28 protein-coding genes are annotated in these 26831 nt (G+C 53.4%); 12 read left to right on the forward strand and 16 right to left on the reverse strand.

Features of this window, described 5'->3' with window-relative positions; translation table 11 throughout:
- Positions 1-337 precede the first annotated feature (337 nt).
- From HXW87_RS03800 to HXW87_RS03835, 8 genes are all read right to left on the reverse strand, one after another.
- Positions 338-3481, reverse strand: a complete 3144-nt coding sequence (locus tag HXW87_RS03800; RefSeq protein ID WP_042556863.1) for an efflux RND transporter permease subunit — start codon at positions 3479-3481, stop codon at positions 338-340.
- On the reverse strand, positions 3478-4962 hold the full coding sequence (locus HXW87_RS03805; protein WP_042556864.1) for an efflux RND transporter periplasmic adaptor subunit: 1485 nt from the start codon (positions 4960-4962) through the stop codon (positions 3478-3480). The genes HXW87_RS03800 and HXW87_RS03805 overlap by 4 nt, the downstream gene beginning before the upstream one ends.
- On the reverse strand, positions 4959-6215 hold the full coding sequence (locus HXW87_RS03810; protein WP_042556865.1) for a TolC family protein: 1257 nt from the start codon (positions 6213-6215) through the stop codon (positions 4959-4961). The genes HXW87_RS03805 and HXW87_RS03810 overlap by 4 nt, the downstream gene beginning before the upstream one ends.
- Positions 6216-6314: 99 nt before the next feature.
- Positions 6315-6656, reverse strand: a complete 342-nt coding sequence (locus HXW87_RS03815; RefSeq protein ID WP_080896087.1) for a hypothetical protein — start codon at positions 6654-6656, stop codon at positions 6315-6317.
- Positions 6657-6729: 73 nt separating this feature from the next.
- The gene (gene copD, locus HXW87_RS03820; protein ID WP_042556867.1) at positions 6730-7668 is read right to left on the reverse strand and encodes a copper homeostasis membrane protein CopD; all 939 of its coding nucleotides are present in this window, start codon (positions 7666-7668) and stop codon (positions 6730-6732) included.
- Positions 7669-7671: 3 nt separating this feature from the next.
- Positions 7672-8055 (reverse strand): copper homeostasis periplasmic binding protein CopC, encoded by a 384-nt coding sequence (gene copC / locus HXW87_RS03825; protein ID WP_042556868.1) that lies wholly within the window; start codon positions 8053-8055, stop codon positions 7672-7674.
- Between the two features lie 363 nt (positions 8056-8418).
- On the reverse strand, positions 8419-9807 hold the full coding sequence (locus HXW87_RS03830; RefSeq protein ID WP_042556869.1) for a heavy metal sensor histidine kinase: 1389 nt from the start codon (positions 9805-9807) through the stop codon (positions 8419-8421).
- A complete protein-coding gene (locus tag HXW87_RS03835; RefSeq protein WP_042556870.1) occupies positions 9804-10493 on the reverse strand; it encodes a heavy metal response regulator transcription factor in 690 nt (229 codons plus the stop codon). The genes HXW87_RS03830 and HXW87_RS03835 overlap by 4 nt, the downstream gene beginning before the upstream one ends.
- Positions 10494-10697: 204 nt before the next feature.
- On the opposite strand from HXW87_RS03835, the gene HXW87_RS03840 reads away from it, so the two are divergent.
- The 4 genes from HXW87_RS03840 to HXW87_RS03855 all read left to right on the forward strand — a co-directional run bounded on the left by HXW87_RS03840 (position 10698) and on the right by HXW87_RS03855 (position 14446).
- Positions 10698-11051, forward strand: coding sequence for a co-regulatory protein PtrA N-terminal domain-containing protein (locus HXW87_RS03840; RefSeq protein ID WP_042556871.1), 354 nt, complete (start codon positions 10698-10700; stop codon positions 11049-11051).
- A gap of 167 nt (positions 11052-11218) precedes the next feature.
- On the forward strand, positions 11219-11755 hold the full coding sequence (locus tag HXW87_RS03845) for a plastocyanin/azurin family copper-binding protein (protein ID WP_042556872.1): 537 nt from the start codon (positions 11219-11221) through the stop codon (positions 11753-11755).
- A 79-nt stretch (positions 11756-11834) separates the two neighbouring features.
- Positions 11835-12086, forward strand: coding sequence for a DUF2933 domain-containing protein (locus HXW87_RS03850; protein WP_080895976.1), 252 nt, complete (start codon positions 11835-11837; stop codon positions 12084-12086).
- A 2-nt stretch (positions 12087-12088) separates the two neighbouring features.
- Positions 12089-14446 (forward strand): heavy metal translocating P-type ATPase, encoded by a 2358-nt coding sequence (locus HXW87_RS03855; RefSeq protein ID WP_080895977.1) that lies wholly within the window; start codon positions 12089-12091, stop codon positions 14444-14446.
- 166 nt (positions 14447-14612) lie between these two features.
- On the opposite strand, the gene HXW87_RS03860 is transcribed toward HXW87_RS03855, so the two are convergent.
- From HXW87_RS03860 to HXW87_RS03875, 4 genes are read right to left on the reverse strand one after another with little or no spacing between them, the layout of a single operon-like run.
- A complete protein-coding gene (locus HXW87_RS03860; protein ID WP_080895978.1) occupies positions 14613-14777 on the reverse strand; it encodes a DUF1289 domain-containing protein in 165 nt (54 codons plus the stop codon).
- Positions 14770-15150 carry a hypothetical protein gene (locus tag HXW87_RS03865; protein WP_042556874.1) on the reverse strand — a complete coding sequence of 127 codons (381 nt, stop codon included), beginning with the start codon at positions 15148-15150 and terminating at the stop codon, positions 14770-14772. Before HXW87_RS03865 ends, HXW87_RS03860 begins: the two co-directional genes overlap by 8 nt.
- A 39-nt stretch (positions 15151-15189) precedes the next feature.
- The gene (dmeF, locus tag HXW87_RS03870) at positions 15190-16119 is read right to left on the reverse strand and encodes a CDF family Co(II)/Ni(II) efflux transporter DmeF (RefSeq protein WP_047297385.1); all 930 of its coding nucleotides are present in this window, start codon (positions 16117-16119) and stop codon (positions 15190-15192) included.
- Positions 16120-16139: 20 nt separating this feature from the next.
- Positions 16140-16415, reverse strand: coding sequence for a metal/formaldehyde-sensitive transcriptional repressor (locus tag HXW87_RS03875; RefSeq protein ID WP_042556876.1), 276 nt, complete (start codon positions 16413-16415; stop codon positions 16140-16142).
- A 139-nt stretch (positions 16416-16554) separates the two neighbouring features.
- Between HXW87_RS03875 and HXW87_RS03880 the strand changes: the two genes are divergently transcribed.
- Both HXW87_RS03880 and HXW87_RS03885 read left to right on the forward strand, forming a co-directional pair.
- The gene (locus tag HXW87_RS03880) at positions 16555-16767 is read left to right on the forward strand and encodes a hypothetical protein (RefSeq protein WP_140396035.1); all 213 of its coding nucleotides are present in this window, start codon (positions 16555-16557) and stop codon (positions 16765-16767) included.
- A 6-nt stretch (positions 16768-16773) separates the two neighbouring features.
- Complete coding sequence (locus HXW87_RS03885) at positions 16774-16974, forward strand: heavy-metal-associated domain-containing protein (RefSeq protein WP_080895979.1); 201 nt, start codon at positions 16774-16776, stop codon at positions 16972-16974.
- A gap of 115 nt (positions 16975-17089) precedes the next feature.
- Here HXW87_RS03885 and flgB read toward each other — a convergent pair whose 3' ends face one another.
- Positions 17090-17503: a flagellar basal body rod protein FlgB gene (flgB, locus tag HXW87_RS03890; RefSeq protein ID WP_042556877.1), complete on the reverse strand. Its 414-nt coding sequence runs from the start codon at positions 17501-17503 to the stop codon at positions 17090-17092.
- Between the two features lie 350 nt (positions 17504-17853).
- Between flgB and HXW87_RS03895 the strand changes: the two genes are divergently transcribed.
- From HXW87_RS03895 to HXW87_RS03920, 6 genes are all read left to right on the forward strand, one after another.
- A complete protein-coding gene (locus HXW87_RS03895) occupies positions 17854-18060 on the forward strand; it encodes a co-regulatory protein PtrA N-terminal domain-containing protein (protein WP_042556878.1) in 207 nt (68 codons plus the stop codon).
- Positions 18061-18236: 176 nt separating this feature from the next.
- Positions 18237-20198 carry a copper resistance system multicopper oxidase gene (locus HXW87_RS03900; protein ID WP_042556879.1) on the forward strand — a complete coding sequence of 654 codons (1962 nt, stop codon included), beginning with the start codon at positions 18237-18239 and terminating at the stop codon, positions 20196-20198.
- Between the two features lie 12 nt (positions 20199-20210).
- Positions 20211-20459 (forward strand): hypothetical protein, encoded by a 249-nt coding sequence (locus HXW87_RS03905; protein ID WP_176393382.1) that lies wholly within the window; start codon positions 20211-20213, stop codon positions 20457-20459.
- Complete coding sequence (locus HXW87_RS03910) at positions 20431-21405, forward strand: copper resistance protein B (RefSeq protein WP_042556880.1); 975 nt, start codon at positions 20431-20433, stop codon at positions 21403-21405. Before HXW87_RS03905 ends, HXW87_RS03910 begins: the two co-directional genes overlap by 29 nt.
- Positions 21406-21414: 9 nt before the next feature.
- Positions 21415-22230: a cytochrome c gene (locus tag HXW87_RS03915; protein ID WP_080963326.1), complete on the forward strand. Its 816-nt coding sequence runs from the start codon at positions 21415-21417 to the stop codon at positions 22228-22230.
- Positions 22220-22687, forward strand: a complete 468-nt coding sequence (locus tag HXW87_RS03920; RefSeq protein ID WP_042561924.1) for a DUF411 domain-containing protein — start codon at positions 22220-22222, stop codon at positions 22685-22687. Before HXW87_RS03915 ends, HXW87_RS03920 begins: the two co-directional genes overlap by 11 nt.
- Before the next feature lie 440 nt (positions 22688-23127).
- Here HXW87_RS03920 and HXW87_RS03925 read toward each other — a convergent pair whose 3' ends face one another.
- The 3 genes from HXW87_RS03925 to HXW87_RS03935 form a co-directional block, all read right to left on the reverse strand.
- Entirely contained in the window at positions 23128-24453 is a 1326-nt protein-coding gene (locus HXW87_RS03925) for an OprD family porin (protein ID WP_042556881.1), read from the reverse strand.
- A gap of 220 nt (positions 24454-24673) precedes the next feature.
- Positions 24674-25006: a DUF2790 domain-containing protein gene (locus tag HXW87_RS03930; protein WP_042561925.1), complete on the reverse strand. Its 333-nt coding sequence runs from the start codon at positions 25004-25006 to the stop codon at positions 24674-24676.
- 186 nt (positions 25007-25192) lie between these two features.
- Positions 25193-26824, reverse strand: a complete 1632-nt coding sequence (locus HXW87_RS03935; protein WP_224450881.1) for a TnsD family Tn7-like transposition protein — start codon at positions 26822-26824, stop codon at positions 25193-25195.
- Between the last annotated feature and the right edge of the window lie 7 nt (positions 26825-26831).

Below are 26831 nucleotides of genomic sequence, written 5' to 3' on the forward strand. Positions count from 1 at the left end.
AAACATCCATGATTGAAAACGATGATGGCAAGATAAGATCATATTAAGGTCATTCGCCTCGATTTCAAGAGTGATCTGAGGGTGACGAATGCTGAGTCGGCTTTGAGCAGGATGCTGTTTGTGGCTCATCGAAACACAGTAGGGCAGCGTTCGTTTTTCTGGCAAGTGCTGGTGGGTAACGGCACTGACCACAGCGTATGTATCGAAATTAGCGAGTTTATGCAAAAGACATAAACTTGCTAATTTCGATACATACCGCGCGTAGGACTGATGAAAACGGGCTGTGCAGTTCAAACGAGGCTGCAAGCGCAGCCCCTTTTGTATGCATTTTTACGCGTCAGTGCTTGCCAGGCTCAACGGACAAGTGTCGACGACGCATGAGGTGATAGGCCGCCGGGATCACAAACAGCGATAGCAAGGGCGCCGTAACCATACCTCCAATCATCGGGGCGGCAATGCGGCTCATCACCTCGCTGCCGGTACCGCTTCCCAAAAGTATTGGCAACAAACCAGCGATAACCACCGCAACGGTCATGGCCTTGGGTCGAACGCGCTGCACAGCGCCTTCACGAATCGCGGCCATTAACCCGTGTTCTGTGTTGTCACCGAGGTCTTGACGCTCGGCCCAGGCATTTTTCAGGTAGAGCAGCATGATCACGCCAAATTCTGCAGAAACACCGGCCAAGGCGATAAAGCCGACCCCGGTGGCGACCGACAGGTTGAATCCCAACAGATAGAGAAACCATGCCCCGCCCGTGAGAGCGAATGGCAGCGTGGCCATAATCAGCAAAGCCTCATCAAGGCGTGCAAATGTCAGGTAGAGCAACACGAAGATGATCAACAGCGTGGCAGGCACCACCAGTTTGAGTCGTGCGTTGGCCCTTTCAAGAAACTCGAACTGACCTGAGTAGCTTAAGCTCATGCCGGGCTGCAACTTTACCTGCTCACTGACGACCCGGCGTAGATCGGCCACCACGGAGGCAATGTCCCGGCCATGCACGTCGATGTACACCCAGCCTGAAGGCCGTGCGTTCTCACTCTTGAGCATTGGCGGCCCGTCGTTGACCTTGATCTTCGCCACGGTGCCAAGGGTGATCTGGCTGCCTAGTGGGGTGTAGATCGGTAACTGCTCCAAAGCACCGAGCGAATCCCGCCACTCCCGAGGGTAGCGGACGTTGATTGGGAAGCGTGCAAGCCCTTCAATGGTCTCGCCGACATTTTCACCGCCGATAGCGCCGGCCACGATCGACTGCACATCGGCGATATTCAGTCCGTAGCGGGCGGCGGCTTTTCGGTCGATATCCACGTCGATGTAACGCCCACCGGTTAATCGCTCGGCCAAAGCCGAACTGACACCGGGTACGCCCTTAGCCACTCGCTCGACCGCCTGAGTCGCGGCATCAATCTCCGTCAGATTGGTGCCGGCAACTTTCACCCCAACAGGACTCTTGATCCCCGTAGCCAGCATGTCGATACGGTTGCGAATCGGCGGTATCCAGATATTGGTCAGCCCAGGAACTCGCACCACTCGATCCAGCTCTTCCACTAGCTTTTCCTGAGTCATGCCTGGACGCCAATGCTCCTGCGGCTTGAACTGGATGGTGGTTTCGAACATCTCCAACGGCGCCGGGTCGGTGGCAGTTTCAGCACGACCGGCTTTACCAAAGACATGTTCGACCTCCGGCACGGTCTTGATCAGGCGGTCGGTCTGTTGCAGCAGTTGCGACGCTTTCTGCGCCGACAATCCCGGCAGAGCCGAAGGCATATAGAGCAGGTCGCCCTCGTCCAACGGTGGAAGAAACTCGCCACCCAAGCGCGACATTGGCCATAATGCGCTGATAAAAACCAGCAACGCGACCAGCAGCGTGATCTTCGGTCGTCGCAAGACTGCATCCAGAGCCGGCTGGTAGATCCGGATGAGCCAGCGGTTCAACGGGTTCTGTTGTTCACTGGGAATTCGTCCCCGAATCCAGTAGCCCATCAACACCGGCACCAAGGTCACTGACAATCCCGCCGCCGCGGCCATGGCGTAGGTCTTGGTGAAAGCCAGCGGGCCGAATAGCCGCCCCTCTTGCGCTTGCAGGGTGAACACCGGAATGAACGACAGCGTGATGATCAACAAACAGAAGAACAGTGCTGGTCCTACCTCCGCCGCCGCTTCAGTCATCACGTGCCAATGACGTTCACCTTTCAGTTCCTCCCCAGGATTGGCCGCGTGCCAGGCCTCAACCTTCTTGTGCGCGTTTTCAATCATCACCACGGCAGCGTCGACCATGGCGCCGACGGCGATGGCAATCCCGCCCAGGGACATGATGTTGGCGTTGATCCCTTGATAGCGCATCACGATGAAGGCAATCAGTACCCCCACCGGCAGGGAGATGATTGCCACCAGAGATGAACGCAGGTGCCAGAGAAAGATCCCGCAGACCAACGCGACGACGATGAACTCTTCGATTAGCTTGTGGCTGAGATTTTCCACGGCGCGGTCGATCAGCTTGCTGCGGTCGTAGGTGGTGACGATTTCCACCCCCGCCGGCAAGCTGCTTTTCAACTCGTCGAGTTTGGTCTTGACCGCCGCAATGGTTTCGCGAGCATTCTTGCCGCTGCGCAGAATTACCACACCGCCAACCGTCTCGCCTTCGCCGTCGAGTTCGGTGATGCCACGCCGCATTTCCGGACCCAACTGGATCGTGGCGACATCGCTAAGGGTCACCGGCACACCGCCCGATCCCAGCTTGAGTGGGATCGCCCGAAAATCATTGAGCGTTTTCAAGTAGCCGGAAGCCCGCACAATGAACTCGGTCTCTGCCATCTCTAGGACGGCGCCGCCGGTTTCCTGATTGGCCTTGCCGATCGTTTCGGTCACCTCGGCCTGCGTGATACCGAGGCTGGCCAATTTGAGTGGATCAAGCTGCACCTGGTACTGCTTGACCATCCCACCCACGGTGGCCACCTCGGCAACATTGGGCAGAGTCTTGAGTTCGAACTTGAGGAACCAGTCCTGAAGTGCACGAAGTTGCGCCAGATCGTGTCCGCCACTGCGATCTACCAGCGCGTACTGGAAAATCCAGCCAACGCCTGTCGCATCTGGCCCCAACGCCGGTTTGGCGCTGGCCGGCAAGCGACTTTGTATTTGGCTCAGGTACTCCAACACCCGCGAGCGGGCCCAATACAAGTCAGTACCGTCTTCGAACAGCACATAGACAAAGCTGTCACCAAAGAAGGAGTAGCCGCGCACGGTCTTGGCGCCAGGCACCGAAAGCATGGTGGTGGCCAACGGATAGGTCACCTGGTTCTCGACAATCTGCGGTGCCTGTCCCGGATACGGGGTGCGGATGATCACCTGAACATCGGAGAGATCCGGCAGCGCATCAATGGGCGTGCTCTGCACCGACCAGATGCCCCAAGCCGTGACAAAAAGTGTCGCCAGTAGCACCAGGAATCGGTTGGCCACTGACCAGCGAATCAGGGCGGCGATCATGGCTGGCTCCCCGATTTGTCTAGACGCTCAACACGCAGGCCATCGTCGGTCTGACTCACCGCAACCCGAACCTTATCGCCCGTTTTGAGGCCCAGCATCAGCGCCGGAGTAGCGAGTGGGAACGTCATCGTCATGCCAGGCATGCCCAACGTTTTGAAGGGACCATGGGCGAGTGTGACTTCTTTGTCGTTGATCTCAACGATCTGCCCATCCGCCTCATGAAAACTGGAGACTGCTGCGCTGGGTGGTGACTCTTCCTCCGAGCTTGCAACGATGCCCTTGAGACTGGCCTCCGAGTCGAGCAGGAACTGGCCAGAGGTAACCACCTTCTGGCCCTCTTCCAGACCTTTCAAGATCGCCGTCTTGTCATCGTTTTCCTGCCCGATCAACACTTCAACAGGACGATAGCGGCCAGCGTCTTCAGCAAGCATCACCAGAGCACGTCGACCGGTGCGAATGACGGCCTCGCTCGGCACCCACAACACACTTTGCTCCGTTGAACGATTGAGGCTCACTCGTGCGGTCATACCCGGCCTGAGACGGCCTTCTGGGTTGGGTAACTCGACGCGTACGCGAAGGGTGCGGCTATCCGGATTGGTTTCCGGAAGAATCGCGCTGACGACGCCCTTGAGCACAACCCCAGGGAACGCGGGCAAATGCGCCTCTGCCGTTTGCCCCATGAGGATCGATCCAGATTCAGTCTCCGGAACGGCCAAGGCCAGCCAGACGCTACTCAAACCATTAACGCGTGCCAGTGTCTCGCCGGCGGCCACCGTCATACCCTCGCGCACATTGAGCTCTTGCAGCACACCACTAATAGGGCTGGTGAGGGTCAGGTTTGGTTGGACTTTGCCACTGCGCTCTACTTGAGCAATTGATGCCGCCGGCATCCCGGTGAGCCGCAAGCGCTGGCGAGCCACTGCCAGCAAGCCTGTATCGCCACTGCGCTTGAGTGCGAGAAATTCCTCCTGAGCCGCAGCCCACTCAGGTACAAGGATATCCGCCATGGCGGCATTGGCTTTGATCACGTCGCCAGGAGCATGGGCATACACGCGCTCGACGAAACCCGCCGTACGGGCTTGAATGACGGCGACGTCCCGTTCGTTGAAAGCCAACACTCCGACAACGTCCAGACTCGAAGCAAACACACCTCGACTGACGGTAGCCAGTCGCACACCGAGGTTCTGGGTCAGGCTTGGATCAATGCGAACAGTGTCACTGTCCCCCTTGCTATCCGCGTACTGAGGGACCATTTGCATGTCCATGAAGGGCGACTTACCCGGCTTATCGAATTTCTGTTGTGGGTACATGGGGTCGTACCAATACAGAACTTTGCGATCGACTGATGACTCAGGCTTCTGCTCCGGTGCTGCATCCGGTACCGAGCTCACCCTCGGTTGGGCCAACCAGTAACCACCGGCAACCCCCAAAGCAACTGAGATGCTGACAACAAATACCCCTTTCCGTGTTCTAGAGATCATTGAGCGGACTCCCCATAGGCGAAATACAGGCGAGCGCTGGTGAGAGCACGCTGCTCTTCAACATCAATCTGCTTGAGACGGGCTTCGATAAGCTCGCGCCGAGCAGCCACGACGGAGTTCAAATCGCCTTTGCCGGCGCGGTAGCTGGCCATGCTGAGCTCGACCTTCTCCTTGGCCAGAGGCAGCAGACTGTCCAGGGTTCGGCGAACGGCACGATTCAAGCGTTCATAATCGGCCAGATCGTCCTCCAGTTGCTGGGTATGCTTGCGTGACAGGGCTTCCCGCTCGGCCTCTAGCTGGTTGAGTTCAGCGTGCTTGGCCGCAATTTTGGGGTTTTGCCGAGAGTCAGGAAACAGTGGTAGATCCCAGGAAAATTGCACGCTGACCATGTCGCCGAACTGTCGGCCGCGATTCTGATAGTCGACTTCCCAGCTCCAATCCGACTGTTTTTCCGCTTCGGCTTCACGGACCTTGGCTTGCGCTTCGCGGGTCATTGGCGCAAAAGCTGCCAATTCTGGGTGATGTTGCAGCTTATGAGAGTAGTCAGAGGCTTCGACAGGCCATTCAGGCAAGCTGCCCACAGGTTTGTCATTGGCGGCTGGTCCAATCCAGCGCTTCAGGGCAGCTCGGGCCTGCGCTCTCTGACGAATCAGATCGTCCTGCTGCTCTTCCAGTTGTGCCGCTTCCTGTTTGGGCGTTACTGCATCAGCAGGTTGAGCGCGGCCACCGGCAATTTGTGCCCGGACGGTATCGGCCAGCAGACGGTTTTCTTTGTAGAGGTCCTGAAACAGAGTGTCTTTACGCTCAACCGAGTAGCTGTTGATCCAGGCCAACGCCGTGGCCTGACGAACCTTTAGACGTTCGACCCGGCGCTCAGCGGCGGCGCGTTCAATGGCCGCATCAGCGACCTCGATTCGGGCTTTGCGCTTAGCGCTGCTGGGCATCTCCTGACTGACTCCGACCATTCGCATAGTCATGAAGTCTTGGTCGATGCTCCAGCGATCCGGCCCCCCAATGGGGTAGTTCTGTACGCCTAGCAGCAACTTGGGATCGGGTAGTTCACCAGCGGGGATGGCCGCACTACTGGCAGCCTGAATTTTCGCGTCTTGTGCAGTCAGCGACGGCGCATTGTTTTCAGCCAGCTGCAAAGCTTCATCGAGTGTCAATGCGGCAGCGAGACTCGGCAATGCCAGTACGCTTGCCGCCAGGCCGGCCACGAGGGACCACCCTGTGCAATAGCACTTGGAGTTCATGTTCACGATTCCTGTGATGATCCACTGCGCGCTTCATCAGACATGCACGCAGATATGCCATCCCGCTAACGCGGAATGAGGCTCAGTGTGGTACAGGAATCAAATGCGGGGCGGTCGCCATACCCCTGAAGGGGTTTGGACAGGATGGGAGTCTATGGAGATGGACGCTTCGAGGGGGCTAGATAGGGGGACCAGAGGCTTGATGATAGAGACTTGCAGCATGCCGCCGGTCTTACACTCCTGGCCCGGCTTGCAGGGTTTACCATGCTCGGTGGGACTTTTCATGTCATGGCAGCAGTCTTGGCCCATGCCGTCCATCATCGCCATGCCCATGGTTTGCATGGGACACGGCTCTGTCGGCGCCTGAACACCCGCCATCCCACTGAGGGGAAGCGCCAAGCTAATCAGGAATATCAGGCAAAACCGTACATAGCGTGTCATGGACTGAAGTGTAGCCAGTAGAAATGGTGCTAACAATCCCGTTCCCGGCTTCTTGGTTAGCTGCCAGAAACCTCTATTGCGCGCTCATTTCCATTTCAGGACTTAGCGTGCCTAACCATGCGACCAGACAGATGATGAGGATTGCCATCAGGAATTCGAATTTCATGCTGCGGCGCAAGGCATTAACCGCTACAGAGTATTGACCATTGCGAACTGAGCGCTCCAACTGCGGGCTTAAGTGAAAGCGGTTCAGTGTGGCTAAAACGATCATCCCGGCAAAGAGCAGGATCTTCAAAAACAGCAGCTGACCATAGGTACTCAGCATGACCTCATCAAGGTTTGGACCGACGATGAAAAGGTAATTCACGACTCCCGTTACGCTTATGATCGCAACAATCACACCGCCGGCCGACTCAAAGCCAGTCAGCACGCGGGCAAGAATTCGTGCTTCCTCCTCGCCCTTCAGCGATTTCAACCGCAGCAGTAGAGCGAAGGCCGCTAGAGCACCCAACCAGCCACCTGCCGCTAATAAATGGAAAATATCGCTCAGAAAATGCCAGTAGCGGCGGCTGCCTTCGTCCATGGCACCGTGCCCTGTCCAGGCTAGCGTGGCCAACGCGATTGCTCCACACACGGTGACGATCCAGAGGCTGGGTGTCGGAAATCGTTTGTTCAACGCGACGCCCATAATTGCCCCAACCAAGGCGGCTATTCGGACCATCCAGGTCAACCCAACGTCGGTGCCCATGATGACCATTTCAAAAATGTGGTGATGTAGCTCCATAAGCTCCGATACACCGCTCATTGCTTTCGCAAGCAACAACATCGAGGCAAGGGACAGAGCTACACCTGCAACAGAAGTACCGTAAAGAAGCGACTCAAAATTCAAGACCGTGCCCGATACCCTTTCTTTTCCCCTGAGACTGTACAAGCCAAATATGGCCAATCCAAATAACAACATCAGGTCAAAATAGAGAGCAAAGCGAACCACAATATTTATTGAGTCGCTCATGGATCATTTCACTTTGAAGGAAAAGTTGCCGGTGATCGGGTGGGTGTCCGAGGAGACTGCACGCCATTCAACTTTGTAGGTACCGGTCGTCAGAGGTGCAGCCGGCGTAATCACCATCGTTTTCGGATCACCGCCAGCAGCGACGGCGGCCTTTACACCCATTGGAGAGTTCGGCATGCCAGGCATATCAGTCATGATCAGTTTTGCACCGGAAAACTGAGTGGTGAGATTCTCGGAAAAGTGCAGTTCAATTTTCGAAGGGGCCGCCGCATCCGAGCCTTCCGCCGGAGTGGAAGAAAGGAGCTTTGGATGTGCTTGAGCTACGGCACTCAGAAGCAAACCAGCAGTAAGTGCAACAGCTACGGTCGTAGTTTTAAGGAATGACATGCAAGACTCCTCACAGCAAGAGCTGTTGATTTGAGGTTTGTTTGGGAAGAACTAGTTTGTAATTTTCAATTTAAAACCACTGATGGTTAACTCGGAGCTTCCATCTCTAGTGCAGGTTGAACACGAAAATCTCGCTAAGCCCCAACGTCACAGTGCAAGAACACGATGCCACACGAACGCAAACTGTTCGATTACATTTCAGTCAGCTTGACACGCTGTTTGGGATCGAATTGGCGAAGGTCGCAAGTCTTAGAAACGAGACCGCACGCCGCAAATACTGGGGTATTCACTCATTCAAAAAATTACGAAACTGGATGCAGGCCCAAGTCGCGCTAACGCCGTTGATCACAAATGCGGCATTGCTCAGCTGACCTGCAAGTCAACACTAGGAAACTCGAGATGAAAGGCCGTTTTACCGTCACATGACGTACACCAGATTTTGCCATCATGCGCCTCAATAATTGATCGGGTAATCGACAAACCTAGCCCTGCGTTGCTTGGGCTTCCTTCCCTGCGCGCTGGGTCCACGCGATAAAAACGATCGAAGAGCTTTTCAAGATGTTCGGGGGCAATGGGTTCACCCTGGTTCTCCACGACGACCAATACCGACATCTCCTTCTGGAGGATTTCGACACTGATCATCTTCCCTTCCGAGGTGTAGCGAAGCGCATTAGAGAGCAGGTTAGATATAGCTCTGTGGAGCATAAGGACATCGCCTCGGACGCTGCCCCTTCCTGAAACCTTCAGTTCTATCCCTCGCTCATCTGCCAAAAGACGGTAGTATTCAAGCAGTTTCTCCACGACTTCCACCAAATCTATTGGTTTGTTCTCGTGGGTGATCAGACCATTGTCTGACTTCGCCAGAAATAGCATGTCATCAATCATCCGACTCATACGCTTCAAGTCATCAAGATTTGAGTACAGGTTGTCTTCGTAGTCTTCTATATTCCTTTTTCTTGAAAGCACGACTTCGGTGTGGGTCATCAAGTTGCTTACAGGAGTCCGTAGTTCGTGGGCAATGTCTGCGGAAAAATTCGATAACCGGACAAATGCATCGTCGAGTCTGGACAGCATTGCGTTAAAGGACAGCACCATTTGCTGAAGTTCTTTAGGAACAGGCGCTAAAGGGATGCGCTCTTTTAGTGATTTTGCTGACATAGAGGCGGCGACCCGCGTGACCTGGCGAATAGGCCGCATGCCACTGCTTGCTACCATCCAGCCAAGCGCCGCACTGACCAGCGCGCTAATTACCAGCCCTATCCAAAACCAGCGCTCAAGCGTCTCGAAAAAGGACATATGCTGAGTAACGTCAAAGATCAAAATGACTGTCAACGGCTTGTCTTGCCCCGTCACAACGGCTTGTGCTGTCACGCCACGGAACATCTGCTCTTGCTCCCGCCACTCCCAGACGTTGTTGTTTGTGGTTGTGCGGAACTCCTTCGGAATATCTACCGGACCGGGATCTGCGAACAGCAGCTTGCCTTCACCATCGATTATTAGGGCCGTCAAATCCCGGTGAGCACCCAGCAGCGCTTCCAGCTCAGGCTTAAATTCGCTGAATTGATCGATGGTGTTCAACCCGGACAAAATTCTCTGGGTCGAGTGGAGCTTTTCGTTCAATGCCTGCTGATCCAGCATCTTAAAGTGATGCCGACTGAGGTTGTTGAAACTAAGTCCGGCGACCGTAAGCACGGCCGTTACCGCGAGCATGAACATCAGACTCATGCGAGTTGTCAGGGACATCCGATTCATTCCGACTCCGAATCAGGCGCGTCTAGCATGTAACCCATTCCCCTCGAGGTATGAATCAACTTGACCTCAAAGTCGTCATCTATCTTGGCCCTCAACCGTCTAACCGCAACCTCGATAACGTTGGTGTCGCTATCGAAGTTCATATCCCAAACCTGGGAAGCGATAAGTGACTTTGGCAGCACCTCCCCACGACGTCGCAGCAACAGCTCAAGCAACGCAAACTCTTTGGCCGTAAGGTCGATGCGCTTACCTGCACGAATGGCCCGACGCTTGAGTAGGTCCACCTCCAGATCAGCCAATTTCATGTAGGTTTGCGAAGGCGCGCTGTTACCGCGACGCAGCAACGTTCTGACTCGAGCAAGCAATTCAGAAAATGCGAAGGGTTTGATCAGGTAGTCATCTGCGCCGAGTTCAAGTCCTTTAACTCGATCTTCAACGCGGTCTCTCGCTGTGAGAAAGAGTACGGGGACGTCTTTCCCGGAAGCGCGAACCTTCTGCAGAACTTCCCAGCCATCCAATCCAGGCATCATGACGTCGAGAATCAACAGGTCATACGCTTCGCTCAAAGCGTGCTGAAGCGCCTCTTTTCCATTAGTAAAACGATCAACATTGAACCCCGCCTCGGTGAGTCCTTGCTGCAAATAGATACCTATTTTTGGTTCGTCTTCAGCGACAAGAAGTCTCATGAGGTCGTTCTCTGATAGTGATGAAGCGGAGTCTGCAACGAAAACCGGCAGCCAACCAGCAACTGACAGAAAAGTAATATTGGCTTCAGGTAGATGTCAGCGAGCGCTGTCTAGGGTTCAAGCATGAGTACTTCCTAGTGCTCGACCGACTCTTCAGCATGAAACGTTTAGGAGCCGGAAAACAATTCCATAAGGAGTTGCCCCATGAATCGCCTGAAAATTCTGTTTTTTGTGAGCTCAATACTCGTCTCAGCTTCTGTATGGGCTGAAAGTGGCGGAGACCGGGTTATAGAGCGTATGGAGGGTCTGCGCAACAAGGCAGAAGCTGTCCTGATACAAGCTGAAAACGCTCCTGAAGGTCAGCGTCATGTCCACATGACTGAGCATATGAAGATGCTGGGAGAGCTCATGAGCCAACTCCATAAAGATCATCCAGACGCCTCAATGTCTCCTCAGCAGCACCTCGCCTGGATGGAAAAGCACGACAAAATCGTCGATGACGTTTTGAACCAAATGCAGCGCGAGCACAAATTGATGCTTTCAGAGAATCATCAGTGAAAACCGGCTTCCAATGGGCTTTTTGAACAGTAACGTTAAATACGGCGTCATTTGGACGCCGTGCTTTTTTGAAAACTGACAGAAATGTAGTGTTCAGGTCAGTTAACTGGCAGCTCCATGTCTTTAGCATAGCCAGTGCTCCCACTCCTCTTACTCTCGAGGTCACTATGAAAGCTAAGCTCGTTACCCCTGTCATCGCAGCAATCACTCTCCTCTTCGGTGCTACGGCTATGGCCAGCGCAGGGCATGGGAAAGAGGACATCGGCCAGCCTGGAGTCGCCTCTCAGGTTACTCGTACGGTGGAGGTCGAGATGGGCGATATTTTCTTCAAACCTGAAAGCATCGACGTTAAGCCTGGTGAAACCATTCGATTTGTCCTTCGCAATGATGGTTCGCTGCTGCACGAGTTCAACATCGGCAAAGCCTCTGCTCATGCAGCACACCAAAAAGAAATGGCAAGCATGTTCCAGAACGGGACGCTTAACCCCACCGGTACCGGAAAAACGATGAGCGGTATGAGCCACAGCATGGGTGGAATGAAGATGGTCGGAATGGAGCACAACGACCCGAACAGCGTCCTGATTGAGCCTGGCGCAACCCAAGAGCTGATCTGGACCTTCAACAACAGCACAGGCCTTCAGTTTGCCTGCAATGTGCCCGGACATTACCAATCGGGAATGGTCGGTCAGTTTGACCTGAAATAAGCCTAAGCCGGCTTCTCCCACCGCTTCGACACAGGAGTTGGCTACGCTCTGTTGCAGAGTACACAGTGAGGCTTAGATCATGAGTAACCATCAGCGCCTGGATGGAAACACCACCGCACCATATTGGAGGCGCAAAACAGGCGTTGTCCTAATCATGCTCATTGCGATTGGTGCCTTCTACGTGTTGCGGGAGCATTTCAGCCACGTTTATCCATTTTGGCCTTATCTGATTCTGTTGATCTGTCCATTAATGCATTTTTTTGGACATAGCCATGGCGGACATAGCCATGGCGATCAGGCAGCAACCCACAAGGACAAAGAAGGGAAATAGACATGCCTAACATATCGAGCCACCACGACCACAGTCACGCCCATGCTGCTCCGCTAAATGACGATGATCTACGTGACCCGGTGTGCGGAATGGCAGTCACTTCATCAAGTAAATTTGGTGAGTCTTATCAGGGACAGAAGTATCAATTCTGTAGCCTGAAATGCCAGGAGAAGTTTCGAGCTGATCCTGAACGCTTCAGCAGTAATGTTTCGAGCGCCGAGTCCCGCGTCACCACTCCAGAGCCTGCGGTACAAACAGGCACTGAGTTTACCTGTCCGATGCACCCGGAAATACGCCAGCCCGGACCCGGCAACTGCCCTAAATGTGGCATGACATTAGAGCCGGTCATACCCGCGCTCGATGAAGAAGAAAATCCTGAACTCCGGGATTTCGCCCGCCGCTTTTGGTGGTCGCTGCCATTAACCGTGATAGTGACCTTGCTCGCCATGGCGGGACACACGTTACAACTTTTCCATGGCCCGATCCAAAACTGGATCGAGCTGGCTCTGGCGACACCGGTGACCTTGTGGGCAGGTTGGCCTTTTTTTGTCAGAGGCATAGCATCTATTAGAAATCGCAGCCCAAATATGTGGACACTGATTGGGTTGGGTACCGCCGCAGCATACCTTTACAGCGTCATGGCAACGCTCTTACCTCAAAGCTTTCCGGCCACCTTCATGCAAGATGGACGCATCGGCGTCTACTTCGAAGCCGCAGCGGTCATCATCTCACTCACCTTGCTTGGGCAGATTCTTGAGCTCAAAGCACGATCGCAAACCTCCGCCGCCATCAAGTCCCTTCTCGGCCTGTCGCCCAAGACAGCACGCCGGATCAATACCGATGGACAGGAAGAAGACATTCCTCTCACCCATGTCCACCTTGGAGACCATCTACGGGTCAGACCCGGTGAAAAGGTTCCAGTTGATGGCTCAGTACTGGAAGGTGAAAGTGCGGTGGATGAGTCCATGCTTACTGGCGAACCAGTGCCGGTAATGAAGAGAGCTGGAGATAGTCTGATCGGTGCCACGCTCAATACACATGGGAGCTTAGTAATGGAGGCGCAGAAGGTCGGCGCCGAGACCATGCTGTCACAGATCGTACAGATGGTCGCTCGGGCTCAGCGATCCAAAGCACCAATGCAACGAATGGCCGACTCGATTGCCGGCTACTTTGTGATGGGTGTTATCGCGATTGCGATACTGACATTTGTTGGTTGGGGGCTTTTTGGCCCTGAGCCCAGCTGGGTGTTTGGTCTGATCAACGCTGTCGCCGTGCTGATCATCGCTTGCCCCTGTGCGTTGGGTCTTGCTACGCCCATGTCGATCATGGTTTCGACAGGTAAAGCAGCCAGCATGGGCGTGCTGTTCAGGGATGCCAGTGCCATCGAAAACCTATGCAAGATCGACACACTGATTGTCGATAAGACAGGCACCCTGACAGAGGGACGGCCAGTGTTTCACAGTGTGGAGGCCACACCCAGTTTCAATCCCCACGATGTTCTTCAGCTTGCTGCCAGCCTTGATCAGGGCAGCGAACATCCCTTGGCTCATGCAATCGTCGATCACGCCCGAACCGAGAACATTAAGCTCACCAAGCCAGGATCCTTTGAGTCTGGTTCAGGTATCGGGGTCAGTGGCATCGTTGATGGCAAGAAGATCCAACTGGGGAACACCGCGTTGATGGAAGCCGCAGGTGTCAGCACCAAGCCCCTACAAAAGCGTGCAGAGTTGTTGCGACTTGACGGCATCAGCATCATCTACCTCGCAGTCGACGGGGTATTGGCAGGGTTGTTGGCAGTATCAGATCCGATTAAGCCGACCTCCAAAGAAGCAGTCACCAAGCTCAAGGCTGATGACATCAAAATCATCATGGCTACTGGCGACGGGCTCACCACCGCTCGGGCTGTCGCCAGGGAGATGGGGATTGAAGAAGTCCACGGTGAAGTGAAACCTCAGGACAAGGAGCGTCTGGTCGCAGACCTTCAGCAAAACGGCCGGAAGGTCGCCATGGCCGGTGACGGTATCAACGATGCACCAGCCCTGGCGCGAGCAGATGTGGGCATTGCCATGGGGACAGGGACTGACGTTGCGATGAATAGCGCGCAACTCACGCTAGTAAAAGGCGACCTGATGGGGATTTTGCGAGCAAGGGCTCTTTCGGTCGCAACAGTAAAAAACATGCGGCAAAACTTGGGTTTCGCCTTTCTTTACAACTCGATGGGTATCCCCCTTGCCGCAGGCTTGCTCTATCCACTGACGGGACACCTCTTGTCGCCAATGATCGCTGCCATAGCCATGAGCGTCAGTTCTGCATCTGTAGTTTTCAATGCATTGAGACTGAGGAATACCCGAATTGACTGAACTTCAAAATTGCAGCGCACTTGCCATGCGTTTGCATAGAACCTGACCAGTCATTCGCATTTGACTGATCTGTGATTGAGAATTTGACCAACCAGACATCAAAGCTGAGGGGCTCATAACGACCCAAAGCGGTAAATCTGGGCAAGGGACTACCCATGTGTTTTCTTCAGTCCTTCAAGCGCACACTCGCCCTTTGCACAGCGGCCATTTTTTCAGGCCGCTTCATGCGTTTCCATTTTCTGATGTCTTCCTTGCTTCGCCCACAGCTCATACACAGATCACCACTGAGTTGACAAACTGAGATGCAGGGATTCTCGATTTCTTTAGCCATTGTCAGCCACCTTTGGACACACGTATTGAGTCAGGCGGGTGTTCCAGTAACCTCCGTGAGTTCGCTGACACTCCTCCTCAGAGTCGAAGTGGACGCTGTGGTCTGAAGGGGTCAGGACGATGTCGGCCTCCTTCAACGCGATAGCCGTCAGCTCAAAGATGCGCGCCTTCGCGTCAAACAAGGCGAGCTTTCTATCCGCCAAGGTTTCGAATACCCAGATGACCTTCAGGGTTTCAGCCAGCGCGTTGAGGTCAGCGGTATGGGTGAGCCAGATAAAGCCTTTGATTTCACCTTTTGCTGTTTCACACGCTTCGGTGAGCCTGGTAATCAACCGGCGTTCTATCCGCGCCAGTTCGCGTTTCCCTGGTGGCATTGCGGGTTCCTTTGGAGACAATGGAGGGCAGGCTCTGAATCAGGCCGGTCGAAACTCGACCGTCAGATGGCTGACTTCGTGAACCGGCTTGAGACGTTCACGAATGCTGTCGGCGTTCGCAGTGGCCTTACCAACGACGCTGACGATGGCCGCATGGGCTTGCGGCCCAATCCGCCAGACATGCAAGTCAGTGATGATGGCATCCCCCGGCTTCTCAACCAGTTCGCGGATTTCCTCGGCAACGTGCGCATCTGTCTGATCCAGCAGCACACCTGCGGTGCCCCCCATCAAGGTCCAGGCCCAACGCGCGATAACAATGGCGCCGATGATACCCATGACCGGATCCAGCCAAACCCAACCGAGATAACGCCCGGCGAGCAGTGCCGCAATGGCCAGAACTGAAGTGAGCGCGTCCGCGATAACGTGGACGTACGCAGATTTCAGGTTGTTGTCGTTCCCGTGACGGGCATGGGCATGGGCATGGGCATGATCATCATGGTCGTGCTCATGACTGTGCCCGTGGCCCAGCAACAACGCACTGACAATGTTGACAATCAAACCGGTAATCGCGATGAGCGTAGCGGTGCCGAACTGAACTTCCGTTGGCTGCAAGAGGCGCATGACAGACTCAATGCCAATTCCCAGGGAGACCATACCGAGAACCAGTGCCGAGGCGAATCCGCCCAAGTCTCCAACCTTTCCGGTACCGAAACTGTAGCGCTCGCTGGAAGCATGGCGTTTTGCATATCCGTAAGCGGCCGCCGCGATGCCTAATGCGCCGGCATGGGTTGCCATGTGGAAGCCATCGGCCAGTAACGCCATCGAACCCGTAATATAGCCGGCGGTGATCTCGCCGACCATCATCAGCACCGTCAGTGCCACAACCCAAAGCGTACGCTTGGCATTTTCGTCGTGCGCTGAGCCAAGGAACACGTGGTCGTGTGTGTAATTGATGTTGGTGTTGCTCATGAGTGTGTACCTAGATGCGTTCACTTAGCGTAACGGCGAATGGCTTCAAGAAGCTCTTCGACGCCCCTGTTACGCTCTTCTTCGCTGAGCGCAGGGTTCGCGACATGCTCCCGCGCGTGGTCCTCGATGATTTCCTCCATTAAGCCGTTGATTGCTCCGCGAGTGGCAGCAACAAGGTGTAATGTTTTTGCGCAATCGAGATCCGATTCCAATGCTCGTTCAACGGCTTGGATTTGTCCGGCTATGCGTTTTACGCGTTTGAGAAGATTTTCTTTGTTTGCTGCAATATGGCCCATGGGATACCCCCCCTACCTATGTATTGCGCATGATAGGCATACCCCCTATGCCTATGCAAGATCATAGAGCGGAGAGAGCATCTACAGTCCCTGGCAGAAAAGAGGCCTCAAGTGCGAGCGAGGAGCGAGAGGAGCTGTAATGTCCGCCTCTAACCGTTCTCTGCCGGCGATGGCCAAAGTCGAATACGCTGCAAATGGTTGGTCAGGTCAAATGCAAACGAGTGGTCAAGTCTGCCCAACTACCCATCACAATGACGGTCACAACCCGAAACAGATAACTGTTGACCTTGCCATCGTGTCAACGTCGATGCTGTTGGTGCGGCGAAAAGAAACCGCTCAGCTTGAGAGGTAAAAAACCATGTTCGTTTTAAATGTTTCCGGCATTGGTTGCGGCAGTTGCGTCAGCAAAATCACCAAGGCGATTCAGTCAATGGATAACGAAGCTACGGTTTCCGTGGATCGGTCAGCCGGTAAGGTGAGAGTTGAAAGCAGCGAAAGCCCAGAGCAGATTCGTAAAGCTGTCGAGGCGGTAGGTTTTCCTTGCCAGATCAGCGCTTGAAGCGCTGACAGCTGCCCCTGGTCAGACGCCCGTTGCAGGGGGGATCCACTTGGTGAACATTCAGGGATACCATAGCAGCGTCGACCACAATTACCGCTCGCAAGCCCCTGCGCTACTAATCACCTCGCAGAGCTTTGAGCAAACCTTTGAATGCTCCATTCAACCGAGTAAAAGCGGCGTCGAAACGTATTCCATTTTCTGTGTACTTTGCGACCTCAACCTGCTGATCGACAGTATTTTGGTCAATGGCAGGTTGAGCCGGTGTACTGTAAAGCAAACTAATTCCATAAATATCGCTTACGGATTCTATTCCGGCAATGTGTTTTACATTTGTTGTTTCCAAAGAAAATAGAGTGGCAGGTGTTTTTTCTATTTCGCGGGCGAGCACAGTAGAAAAATCTAAATCTCGGGCCTTGTAGTTCGGCGTATCAGCATTTGCGATGTTGTTACTCAGGATTTCGGCTCTTTGGCTACGAAGATTCAAAGCTCTTTCCGCTACGCCGACCGCTTTTTCGAAACTAATACTCAAGCAATAATCCTCAACAAGCTCACTTATTTACTACGCGATACCTCCGGATTCACATCTCCGACCAATAGAGGTTCAAAGACATAGTCACCTTGAGTAACGAAAACCTACAAAGGTTCGCCCGTTGATATTATTGGTGAGTAATATCGATGCGCGCTGGAAGACCGAGACCTTAAGGACTAAATACGATGTTCTTCAAGAGAAATATCACAACCTGACGCAACTGTAATATTGGCCTAAGCTTCCCGACAGCGGGTGACCCTTATAGTCCTATTGAGCCTAATGCTCACCCGCTACGAATCAATGCACGATTGGATTCAGGGGCGGCCAGTACTGATCTGAGGAAACCCCAAATGAACACTATCAAATCCTTGTTCGTCATCGCTGCTCTGAGCATTTCATCTTTGGCTATGGCTGAGGGCGGTGGTGATCGGACTTTCGCACGTATGGAATTGGCCAAAAATAATTCGATGGAATCGTACCAGGTAGCTCAAACGCAGAGCTCTCAACCGCCTGTCGCTGAGAGCAAAGCGAAAGCGATGGATCATAAAAACTGCTGAACGATTAGGCACGCGGCCAACCTGACAGAAATGTAATCACTAAGGTGGTTTAGATGTGGCAATTTCTGAGCTCGCTTGCTGTAAAAATTCGTCTTTTTAACGGTAAGCGAAGCTCATCTTGCCAACTCACGGGTTGTTTTGAACGGCTCCCTTTTGACTGATTGGAAATAAACGGCATGCATTCCAAAACCTCTAGACGGACATTCGTTAAAGGCCTGGCCGCCGGTGGCATCCTTGGCGGCCTTGGTCTGTGGCGCACTCCTGTATGGGCAGTGACCAGTCCAGGCTTGCCGAGCGTCCTCACCGGCAACGAATTTGATCTGTTTATTGGTGAAACCCCTGTAAACATCACCGGCTCGCCGCGCACGGCCATGACCATCAATGGATCATTGCCAGGACCCTTGCTGCGTTGGCGCGAAGGAGAGACAGTCACACTGCGTGTGAAAAATCGTTTGGACCAGGACACTTCCATCCATTGGCACGGGATCATCCTGCCGGCCAATATGGACGGCGTACCCGGATTAAGCTTCCATGGCATCGCACCCGACGGTATGTACGAGTACAAATTCAAGATCCATCAGAACGGTACGTATTGGTATCACAGCCACTCGGGCTTACAGGAGCAGGCAGGCGTTTACGGGCCAATCGTTATCGACTCGAAAGAACCTGAACCTTTTCAATACAACCGCGACTACGTGGTGATGTTGACTGACTGGACCGATGAAGATCCTAGTCGCGTCATGGCGAAGCTTAAGAAGCAATCTGACTACTACAACCACCACAAACGTACCGTTGGCGATTTCATCGACGATGTCAGCAAGCAAGGCTGGTCATCTACCGTAGCCGACCGAAAGATGTGGGCAGAAATGAAAATGAACCCCACTGACCTCGCAGACGTCAGTGGAGATACTTACACCTACCTCATGAATGGCCAGGCGCCCAACGGTAACTGGACCGGTATTTTCAAACCAGGTGAGAAGCTGCGCCTTCGTTTTATTAACGGCTCGGCGATGAGCTATTTCGACGTTCGAATTCCTGGCTTGAAAATGACCGTTGTGGCCGCCGACGGCCAACACGTCAAACCGGTCAGCGTCGACGAATTCCGCATCGCCGTAGCTGAAACGTATGACGTGATAGTTGAGCCCGCCAGTGAAGAGGCTTACACCATCTTCGCCCAGTCTATGGACAGAACCGGGTATGCACGCGGAACCCTCGCAGTTCGCGAAGGATTAAAGGCACAAGTGCCTGCGATCGACCCTAGGCCTCTTTTGTCCATGGATGACATGGGAATGGGCGGTATGGCTGGTATGGACCATGGCAGCATGGCTGGTATGGGCAGCGGCGACATGTCCGGCATGGCTGGCATGGATCACAGCAAGATGGCGGGCATGGACCAAAGTGACATGACCGGGATGACCGGCATGGACGGCGGTGATATGACTAGCATGGCTGGTATGGATCACAGCAAGATGGCTGGTATGGACAAAGGCGACATGGCCAACATGGCTGGCATGGACCATAGCAAGATGGCGGGTATGGACAAAGGCGATATGTCCAACATGGCCGGTATGGACCACAGCAAGATGGCTGGCATGGGCGGTATGGGTGGAGAAATGCAGACTCACCCAGCCTCCGAAACCAACAACCCCTTGGTTGATATGCAAGCCATGACCCCGACGCCAAAGCTAAACGATCCAGGCATCGGTTTGCGGAACAATGGTCGTCGAGTCCTCACCTATTCAGACCTGAAAAGCACTTTCGAGGACCCTGATGGCCGCGAGCCCAATCGCACCATTGAGCTACATCTGACCGGTCACATGGAAAAGTTTTCCTGGTCCTTCAACGGCATCAAATTTTCTGACGCTGAGCCCCTTCGTCTCAAGTATGGGGAGCGTCTTCGCATCACCTTGGTAAACGACACCATGATGACGCACCCCATTCACCTTCACGGAATGTGGAGCGACCTTGAAGATGAAAACGGCAAGTTCATGGTGCGCAAGCACACAATCGACATGCCACCAGGTACCAAGCGCAGCTATCGAGTCACCGCCGATGCCTTAGGTCGCTGGGCCTATCACTGCCACCTGCTTTTCCATATGGAAATGGGCATGTTCCGTGAAGTACGGGTTGATGAGTAAAGGAGACGATCTGTGAGCACATACCTAAATCGTAAATCGCTGGTCGGTTGCCTCTTTGCCGTCGGCTTGATGGGTGGACTCTCGTCCGTGGCGCTGGCAGTCGAGGATAGTAGTGTTCATTCACCTGCTACTCCTGCGGAGCCAACGAGCAAGCCTGCAACTGCGACAAAAGAATCAAAGCCCGATCACGGATCAATGGATCACAGCAAGATGAGCCATGAGTCGATGGGTCATGACCAAAAAACCAAAAAGGCAGATTGAGATCATGACCAGTAAGTTTTTACGTCCAACGTTGATGGCACTGGCAGTCTCTACCAGTCCTGCTTTCTCTTTCATGGCCCAGGCGGCAGAAGAGATGGATCACTCCAAGATGGATCGCGGCTCGATGGGAGCTATGGACCATAGCAAGATGGGGGCAATGGATCACAGCAAGATGAGCATGGACAATGGAGCAATGGACGGTATGGAAAGTATGGATGGAGGGGCTACCACCACCAGCCGAACTCCAATCCCTGTACTGACCGACGCTGACCGTGCAGCCGCGTTCCCTGATGTGGCTGGTCATGGCGTTCACGACAAGAAGGTCAACTCCTTCATGCTGCTGGATAAGTTTGAGTACCAGGATGCTGACAACGGTAGTGCGTTGGCCTGGGATGCAAAAGGATGGATCGGCGGTGACGTTGACCGACTGTGGTTGCGTTCGGAAGGCGAACGTACCAATGGCGTAACGGAAAACGCTGAACTCTCAGCCCTTTGGGGGCACTCCATCGGTCCATGGTGGGATGTCGTCACCGGCGTACGACAAGACTTCAAGCCCGGATCACCACAAACTTGGGGAGCGCTCGGTATTCAGGGCATGGCCCTCTATAACTTTGAAGCCGAAGCGACTGCCTATATCGGTGAGAACGGTCAAACCGCTGCTAGATTGGAAGGCGACTACGACATTCTGCTGACCAATCGCCTGATCTTGCAGCCAACGGCCGAAGCCAATTTTTACGGAAAAAATGATCCTCAACGCGGCATTGGGTCTGGATTGGCAAACACCGAAGTAGGGCTCCGATTGCGTTATGAGATTGTTCGCCAATTTGCCCCTTACATTGGGGTTAGCTGGAGCCGCTCCTACGGCAATACGGCAGACCTGGCCAGCGATGAAGGAGAGCATGCGAACGAGGCGCGATTTGTCGCCGGTATTCGGATGTGGTTTTAAGAGCCTGACATGAAAAGAACGTTGAAAACATTGACTGCTGCCGGGGTGGTTGCCGCAATAACAGGTGCCGGCGTGGTTTATTTTGGTGTGATCAATGTTGGGGCGGATGAACCACACTCCGATCCCGTTTACGCGCTACTTTCCACCGCTCGGGATCGCTCGATCGAAGTGCGCTCACGCGACATTAAAGTCCCCGACCTGAGCGAAGAAGCTCTAATCCGCGCAGGTGCTGGCAACTACAACTCTATGTGCATCGGTTGCCATCTCGCTCCGGGTATTGAAGGAACCGAGTTAAGTAATAGCCTTTACCCCGCACCTCCGAATCTTTCAAAACTGGGCGTTGATGGAAACCCTGCCGCAGCTTTCTGGATCATCAAGCATGGAATCAAATCCACAGGCATGCCCGCTTGGGGTAAAAGCATGGCCGATCCCTACATATGGGGAATGGTCGCATTTCTCCAGCAGCTGCCTTCAATGGATGCAGAGCAATACAAAGCTCTCGCAACCAGCAGCGGTGGTCATCAACACGGTGGCGGCGAGAGCAAAATGCATAACCATGAAGGCCAGCATGAGGGCCAAAAAGGCGCTGTCGCGGGGCATCATGATGCGGGTACAGGCGAAGAAATAGCCGAAGCAGGCGACCATCATGGCGAGAGAAACAGCGCTCATGCCCATGAGGCGGCCGAAGCGCCTTCTCAGGATGAAAGTACCGAACACGCCCATCCTCAGGTTGTGGAGGCTTCACATGACGCCCCTGCAACTCCGGCCACTCAGCCAAAAACTCATACCCACGCTGATGGGAAGGAACATACCCATGCGAAATAACTTTCTTCGTCCCGGTCGGGCACTTCGCCTCGCTGCATTTGCGGCTCTGTTTATCAGTTCAGCTGGTCATGCAGCAGAGTCGCTGACGATCGACGTCCATCGTGACGCTAACTGTGGATGCTGCAAGAAGTGGATCCAGCACCTTGAAGCTAACGGCTTCACCGTCGTTGATCATGTAGAAACCAACATGAGCGCGGTCAAGCAGGATCTCGGTGTTGCTCCACGACTCTCGTCCTGCCACACAGCAATGATCAATGGAAAGTTTGTTGAAGGTCACGTGCCCGCCGAGCAAATCATTGCGATGAGCAAACGTGACGACCTTCTCGGGATCGCCGTTCCTGGCATGCCGGCTGGATCCCCGGGCATGGAAGTCAACGGAAAACATGATGCTTACCAGGTAATCGGTTTGTCCAAAGCAGGCGCAGACCAGGTCATTGCTGAATACCCCGGAAACTAATCTGGCCCCTCAATCCTGTCCCTGCGTGGTTAGCGACATAGCCATGCAGCGGGACACATACTGTCCATTCCGCGCTCAAGTAACACGCAAAGACAATGAGCTACTGTTGGCCGTCTCTCCTGCTGTTCCCCCCAGCCCCACTCTATAACGCCCTCAGCTAAACGATGCGCACGCAGTCGAAGTGAATATCGACGATGACTCTGCACCTTCAGTCTCAGTTATGAATGGAGATTGCCTGTCAACGGATCAAAAGCTCCTAGACAGCAGGTTTGCCAAGCGGGGCGAACACAGGTACTGACAACAGGACGTCCCGCACTTATGTCAATCCACACAAAAAAAGGCGCCACTAGGGCGCCTAAGCCGCCTCCCAAACCAAAGGAGAAACAAGGAGACGGGGTGTACCTGGTAGTCGAACAATTGGTGCCGCAGGTTAGCGCTCGTTAAAGCAGTTGCAGTGGGTACTCGACAATCAGTCGGACCTCATCCAAATCAGATTCGAAATCGGTAGCACGCGTGGTTGCTTGGCGAACACGCAGCGACATGTCCTTCAGAGAGCCTGACTGGATGATGTACTTAGCCTCAATGTCTCGCTCCCAACGCTTTTGGTCTTGCAATGGCGCTCCATCTGCTCCGCGACGCATATACACGCTGTTCGCGTTGGAATAATCAGCGTCCCACCCCTTCGCGTAGCGGGTCATGAAGCTAAGGCCTGGGATGCCGAACGCTTGCATATCCAGGTCGTAGCGAAGCTGCAAGGATTGCTCTTTCGGTGAGTTGAAGTCGCTGTACTGGATGGAGTTATCCAGAAAAATCGAGTCCGATTGGCGCAGGTAATCAAAGTCGTCATTGCCGTTGCTGCGCTGATAGCCAACGGTCACCGTGTGGACGCCGAATTTAACCCCGGCTTTGCCACTCCAGATATTGTTATCAAAGCTGTCCAGGAGTTTTTTACCCTCGTCGACCGCGCGGTAGTAATTAAATCCACCGATCAACGCGACGCTCTCTGAGAGCGGGTAGCTCAGGGAAGTGCCTGCGTAATACTGATTCCAAACATCCTTAAATTGGCTGGCGTAAAGACTCACACCAACATGCTCATTAACGGTGTAATCGCCCCCAAGGTAAGCAATCCATGGAGCATCAACAGCACCGGCATAGAAAGTCGAAAAGCCGTCACGCATGCTGCTGGAGTTGGGTTGGCTCATCGCATGCAGCCGCCCCCCCTGAATGGTCAGGTCTTTAATGGTGGTGTTGGTGAACGTTGCCCCCTTAAAGCTCTCTGGCAGCAGTCGAGAATCGCCATATGCCACGACAGGCGTGGATGGAAAGACATCTCCTACTTTGACCACCGTATCCATAAAGCGAGCCTTCGCGGCTCCGCCTACTTTTGAGTAAGAGTCTTCAGGTTGGCCTTTGCTGTTGTAGGGCATGACATCCACTGAGCTTCGAGCCCCCGAGCGCCCATCACCCGAATCAAGCTTGAGTCCTACCATTGCAAATGCATCTATGCCGAACCCGACGGTGCCTTGGGTGAAGCCAGACTCAAATCGCCCGATAATCCCATGAGCCCATTCTTCAGCGTAACCATTGCCTGTGGGACTTGACTGGCCCTTTCGATTGTCACGATTGAAGTAGAGATTACGATTGAGAAGACTAAGGGAGCTCCCTTCAATGAACCCCTCAGGTTTTTGCTCAACGGCCACTGCAACTTGCCCCATGCTCATGCCAAGGGCAATGAGAGAAAGACCATAAAAGCTTTTATTGTTCATTTAACACTCCAGGCTTTTGCTTGGCAGAGTTTCTTTATGAAATATTTTTATCATTATAAAAAGCCACCGGCACATAGGGATTCCCTCTACGTGCCGACAGACATAATTTCATACAAAAGATAACTTCAGCGTGACCTGAAAATTACTTCTATGTCAGCGACCAGCAAGCATGCTTAAAAAGCGTAAATGAATGATTTGATGTAGACATGACCTTAAGGGGCTAACTCCCATGTGGGCAGTCGGTACCCATAATCTTGTATTCCACGGTATTAAGCTTGCCCGCCGAATCTTCATAGGTCATGCGCGAAGGCGCAACACTACAGTTTTTGTTGGCCTGTGTGACACTGATCACCTTCTGAATATCGAGGTTCATACCATATTCATAATGAACAACTTCAGGGACGGCCTTACCATTTCTTAAGGCATATTGCTCCATCGCCTGTTGGTTTTCTTGCATCATCCGACCATACACGCGGTCACCGCCTCCTTCAGCCATGGCTAATGAAGATAAGGTCAAAACCGAAGCGGCGCAAAACGCTTTCACTGCTGTCATTGCTTTCATGATTTTCTCCTAAGCTCAATTTTCTGAGTTAAAGAGTAACAAGTGAAAGCTTTCAGAAAGCTGCCGCGAAGGTTACTAATGTGAAAGGTGAACCCTACTCCGCGTTTACGCTTTCAAGCCAGATGGCATTTTTGTTATCACCAAAGGTTGGCAGACGCTGACGGAACACAGATGACCTCAAAAGCTTATTGGAACCGGTGGCCCCTCCCAATTCCTCGATACGCCGGTAGATCTGAGCAAGGCCTCCGCGTCGACTCCGGTTTTTTCCAGGCTTGTCAGATCCCACTCGAAGAAACTGGAAAATACCAGGAAAACCTTGCTTGCTACCGCTGAAGTCAATCTTACCGTCGAGTAATTCACCGGGAGCTTCATCCGGATGAGTTCAGAGACAGTCCATATCAAAGTTCTTAGACGGAAATGCCATACTGACTCTTGATGAATCTTTATCTGTTGATAAGTAAGGGGAAACCTCTGCTTGCGTAGATCCAGCTCATGAGGTAACGAACCTGGGAGTAGCGATTGCAAATTCCGAATATTCACTCTCTTCGGATCTTTCGTAACTTTATATAGCTCATCTACGCCCGCTTCGATAAGGGCCGCATACGCGCCGTCTCTTGAGTCGACAGACTTTTCGACCGTAACTGCAATTTTTTTAGGTGCACGGAGTTTTGCCATTAACCATGCGTTATCATGTTCTAGAATCCATTGCGTAGGTTTGTACGCCTTCTTCCAGAGGTACTCGACATCGGCGTCGTTACGTAGCGCTAAAAGCAACTCAATTTTTTGGCGATACCTAGTTTTTTGGCTAGGATGCGATTCTTCAACTTTGGACGCTCGCGGAGAAACAGAGGCACTCAGCAGAATAGACTCATTCTTCAGAGCCTCTTCAAAGTCATCTGCACTGGAAAACAAATGAAGAGCAATGATCAAATGCCTCGCGAGCGGCATATTTAGCTGACCTTTGTCTGATTTGAGCCGGATCCATTGCTCATGTTTCCCGGTGTTATAGGCTGGATCAATCTGCGACAAAAGCTCATCACCGTAAGCGCTTTGGATGCTGTCGAATAGTTTTGCGATACCTGCATTTTTTCCGAAAATATATCCGCGTTTCTTGCATTGGCGGACGTAGCAAGAACTTAATACCGTACTGCCTATCGGAGGAATATTGCGTTGCAAGATATCGTGTGCGAACAGGGCGACTTTCTGTTCCAGTTTTGAGCCCTTGTGAGTCGCTGCGCTGTTTAAGGGGCTCCAACCGCATGCGCATGGCTCAGTCAGATTGGGAAGTAGCTTCAATTTTCGGTAGAACGGGCGAGAGCACTCGGGGCAGGCATGGATCAATGTGTCGCCATGACGCCAACAGACGGCAACACCGGGTATTTGGTGAGATCGATGCCAGTAGGCAGAACCCCGATCAATCAAATCCTCCTGAACGCAGGTAGGACAAAGCTTAGCCTTGCCATGGGTGGACTCCTCTCTGCGGGGCACCCGTACCACCCCGTCATAACCCAGCGGACCTACGTTGTTCTCCGGACCCTGCTTAACCCCAAGAAAAGGCCGGTAAGCAGGAAAAGTGGTATTGCTACTGATCAGCTCTGCGAGATTGCTCTCCGATTGCCCCGGCAGTCTGTGGGCGAGCCTCTCGATCTGATTGGGTACGATGCCACCAATGCAAAAGGGTTTCGATGCGAACAAATCGCGGTAGGTTTCTGTCGCGGTTCTGTTGCCTGACAGATAGTGATATCGGGTGACACGAGAGTGCAGCATTTCATCCGGCATCGACACGGGGAAAAACAATAGATCAGACATCATTTAC

It is taken from the genome of Pseudomonas sp. Y5-11 (assembly GCF_022368695.1).
Classification (GTDB): domain Bacteria; phylum Pseudomonadota; class Gammaproteobacteria; order Pseudomonadales; family Pseudomonadaceae; genus Aquipseudomonas; species Aquipseudomonas parakoreensis.